The sequence below is a fragment of the Synechococcus sp. GFB01 genome (assembly GCF_001039265.1).
In the GTDB taxonomy this organism is placed as follows: Bacteria; Cyanobacteriota; Cyanobacteriia; order PCC-6307; family Cyanobiaceae; genus NIES-981.
Genome location: NZ_LFEK01000106.1, coordinates 1 through 3,012 on the forward strand (window position 1 = coordinate 1; position 3,012 = coordinate 3,012).

A 3,012-nucleotide genomic window follows, 5' to 3' on the forward strand; every position below is an offset into this window, starting at 1 on the left:
GCACCCGCTTGCCACCGGCGAGCTCACCCAGCGACACCCGCAGCGTGCTGCCGCTGAGCGACTGCAGGGCGGTGAGGAGCTCGCGCAGGTGCGGTGTGCTGCTGCCGCTCTCCAGCCAGAGCCGTTCCTGCAGACCGCCCAACCGTCGCCAGCTGGTGTGCAGCTTGAGCACGGCGCTCTCCAGCGCCTGAGCCTGCGCCACCGCATCGGCGAGCAGCCCCAGCGCATCGAGCCGCTGGGCCTCCTGCAGCGCCTTGTCGAAATCGAGCCGATCGCTCTGAAACGCCCGCACCGCCAGGCCGGCCTCCGCAGCCCTGCTCAGCCAGCGGGCCGTATGGGTCACATCCCTGACCCGGTCCAGCTCAGGCTCCTCCCGCAGCACCCGGCGCAGATCCTGCTGCTGCTCCTCCGGCAGCTTGGCCAGCTCCCTGACCAGCGGCGCCACCGCCCTGGGCGGCAGCAGGTTCTCGGCGGTGCGCTGGCGGATCTCCTCAGGCAGCAGCGGGCTGGTGGCAGCGGTGAACTCATCGGCGAGCCGCCGCACCTGCTTGCGGGTGATCTGCTGGCCTTCATTGGCGGCCTCGGAGATCAGCTGCTGCACCTCCGGATCGGCCTGGGCCGTCTCCAGGAAAGCGCGCTTGGAGAAGTTGTTGACGCTGGTCTCCTCCAGAAGGCCCCCTCCCACCAGGCTGGAGGCGGATTCGGCCAGCTGGATGAGGGTGTAGGCCCGGGTCTTGCTGATCTCGCGTTCGCGGAGCCACTGCAGAAAGCCGGTGCCCCGCCCTTCGCCGCCACGCTTCTCCCGGTCGCGCACGGCCCGCAGGATCCGCCCGCGCCAGATCTCGGTCTGCAGGTCGAAGCGATCGCACACCGCCCAGGCCTCCTCGAGCCGGGCCAGGAACTCCATCGTGCTGATGGTGTCGCTGTCGGGATCGGGCAGCTCCAGGTTGAGCAGCGGCGGGGTCGTCGCCTCCAGGGAAACCATCAGCGAATGCGGCGGACAGGGGAACCGGCGCGATGCTCCCATGGCCCCGGCCAAGGGCGACGAATCGTGACGCCCCATCCTTCCGCAGCCGCCATGGCGGGTATCGTCCGTTTGGCAGCCACCCGAAACCCAGCCCAGCGATGGCCATCTCCCGCGGCGACAAGGTGCGCATCAAGCGTCCCGAGTCCTACTGGTTCAACGAAGTCGGCACTGTCGCCTCGATCGACACCTCCGGCATCCGCTATCCCGTGGTGGTTCGCTTCGAGAAGGTGAACTACAGCGGTTTCAGCGGCTCCGAAGGGGGCATCAACACCAACAACTTCGCCGAAGCCGAGCTCGAGAAGGCCTGATTCCTTCAGACCTTCCCACGAACCACCATCCCCCCCGGCCTGCCTGGCAGGTCGGGGGTTCTGCTGTGCGGCCGCAGGCTGAGCGCTGTGGCAGCCTGAGCTCCTGCTCTGCCCCAGCCGGTGCCGGAACTCCCCGAGGTGGAAACCGTGCGTCGCGGGCTCGAGCAATGCACCCGCGGCTTTGCGATCGAGCGGGTGGCGGTGCTTCGGACCCGGGCCATCGCCCACCCCGCCGATCCCCAGACCTTCTGCGCAGCTCTCCGCGGCTGTGTCGTGGATGGCTGGCAGCGGCGGGGCAAGTATCTGCTGGGCCGTCTGCAGCGCCCCCACGGCGAGAGTCACATCGATGCCGGCCACTGGGGCGTGCATCTGCGGATGACCGGCCAGTTTCTCTGGCTGGATGGGCCCCAGCCCCCCTGTGCCCACACCCGAGTGCAGTTCTGGAACGCCCAGGGCCAGGAACTGCGGTTCGTCGACACGCGCAGCTTCGGCCAGATGTGGTGGGTACCGCCCGCGCTGGCACCGGAGACGGTGATCACCGGACTGCAGGCGCTGGGCCCTGAACCGTTCAGCGCGGCCTTCAGCTCCCGCAGCCTGCGTGAACGGCTGCGGGGATCGCGGCGCCCGATCAAGAACGCCCTGCTGGATCAGCGTCTGGTGGCCGGGGTGGGGAACATCTATGCCGATGAATCCCTCTTCGCCGCCGGGATCCGGCCCCACACCCCCAGCGGCCGGCTCGGCCAGACTCGCCTGGAGGCCCTGAGAGTCGCCCTGGTGGAGGTGCTGGAGCGAAGCATCGGTGAGGGAGGCACCACCTTCAGCGACTTCCGCGACCTGACCGGCACCAACGGCAACTACGGCGGCGTGGCGCTGGTCTATCGACGGGCTGGCCAGCCCTGTCGCAGCTGCGGCACGCCGATCCGCCGCGACAGGCTGGCAGGCCGCAGCACCCACTGGTGCCCGAACTGCCAGCATTGAGCGATGGCTGGCACCGCGATGCCCGAACCAGCTGCGACAGGCCTGCTTGCCCAGCAACTCTCTGCCGCCATGGCGGCCATCCACGGCCGCGGCTGGTGCGATGGCACCGGCGGCAATTTCAGCTGCCTGCTGAGCCGGGAGCCCCTGCAGCTGCTGATGGCCCCCAGCGGCGTCGACAAGGGCACGGTGCGTCCGGAGGACCTGATCGTGGTGAACGGCGCTGGTGGAGTGGTGCGCGGCGAGGGGCAGGCCAGCGCCGAGACCCTGTTGCACCTGGCCATCGTTGGAGTGTGCCGGCGCCGGMSCAGATTGTTGACCCAGGCGGTTTCGTCCGACTGGAAGCGCGAGATGTTCGATGCCTCGAGCCAGGCCTTGGGGTCGTTCGAGGGCTTGGAGATACGGCTTTCCCCGCCCACCAGCGCCTGCTGGTCGGCGATCTGCTGGCTCAGCCGCACCTGCCGGGTGACATCCTGCGGCGCGCGATAGCGGTTTACGGACTGGACCATAACGTCTTGCCTTGTGGTTCTAGAACACGTTGAGAATGGTTTGCATGGTGTCGCGCGCGACCTGGATCACGCGCGCCGACGCTTCATAGGCCTGTTGCAGCCGGATCAGATCGGCGGCTTCACGGTCGAGATCGACCCCCGACATCGCATCGCGGCGGCGGCGTGCGCCTTCGTCGAGCGCGGTCGCCGCATC

The 3,012-nt window shown here is 68.8% G+C and carries 5 protein-coding genes; 3 read left to right on the forward strand and 2 right to left on the reverse strand.

What is annotated here, in order from left to right; translation table 11 throughout:
• The coding region (locus tag SYNGFB01_RS09985) for a hypothetical protein (protein WP_048017905.1) at positions 1-985 on the reverse strand (985 nt) is incomplete at its 3' end.
• A gap of 140 nt (positions 986-1,125) precedes the next feature.
• On the opposite strand from SYNGFB01_RS09985, the gene SYNGFB01_RS09990 reads away from it, so the two are divergent.
• From SYNGFB01_RS09990 to SYNGFB01_RS16465, 3 genes are all read left to right on the forward strand, one after another.
• Positions 1,126-1,335 carry a photosystem I reaction center subunit IV gene (locus tag SYNGFB01_RS09990; RefSeq protein WP_048017906.1) on the forward strand — a complete coding sequence of 70 codons (210 nt, stop codon included), beginning with the start codon at positions 1,126-1,128 and terminating at the stop codon, positions 1,333-1,335.
• Between the two features lie 120 nt (positions 1,336-1,455).
• Complete coding sequence (locus SYNGFB01_RS09995) at positions 1,456-2,313, forward strand: DNA-formamidopyrimidine glycosylase (protein ID WP_048017574.1); 858 nt, start codon at positions 1,456-1,458, stop codon at positions 2,311-2,313.
• An 18-nt stretch (positions 2,314-2,331) separates the two neighbouring features.
• Positions 2,332-2,799, forward strand: coding sequence for a class II aldolase/adducin family protein (locus SYNGFB01_RS16465; protein ID WP_082325979.1), 468 nt, complete (start codon positions 2,332-2,334; stop codon positions 2,797-2,799).
• Between the two features lie 39 nt (positions 2,800-2,838).
• On the opposite strand, the gene SYNGFB01_RS16470 is transcribed toward SYNGFB01_RS16465, so the two are convergent.
• Entirely contained in the window at positions 2,839-2,964 is a 126-nt protein-coding gene (locus SYNGFB01_RS16470) for a flagellar basal body rod C-terminal domain-containing protein (protein ID WP_369795540.1), read from the reverse strand.
• Between the last annotated feature and the right edge of the window lie 48 nt (positions 2,965-3,012).

Excerpts from the sequence above, each read along its gene's own strand:
- SYNGFB01_RS09990 (WP_048017906.1), top strand. The coding sequence starts at position 1,126 with ATGGCCATCTCCCGCGGCGACAAGGTGCGCATCAAGCGTCCCGAGTCC.
- SYNGFB01_RS16470 (WP_369795540.1), bottom strand. The coding sequence starts at position 2,964 with ATGTCGGGGGTCGATCTCGACCGTGAAGCCGCCGATCTGATCCGGCTG.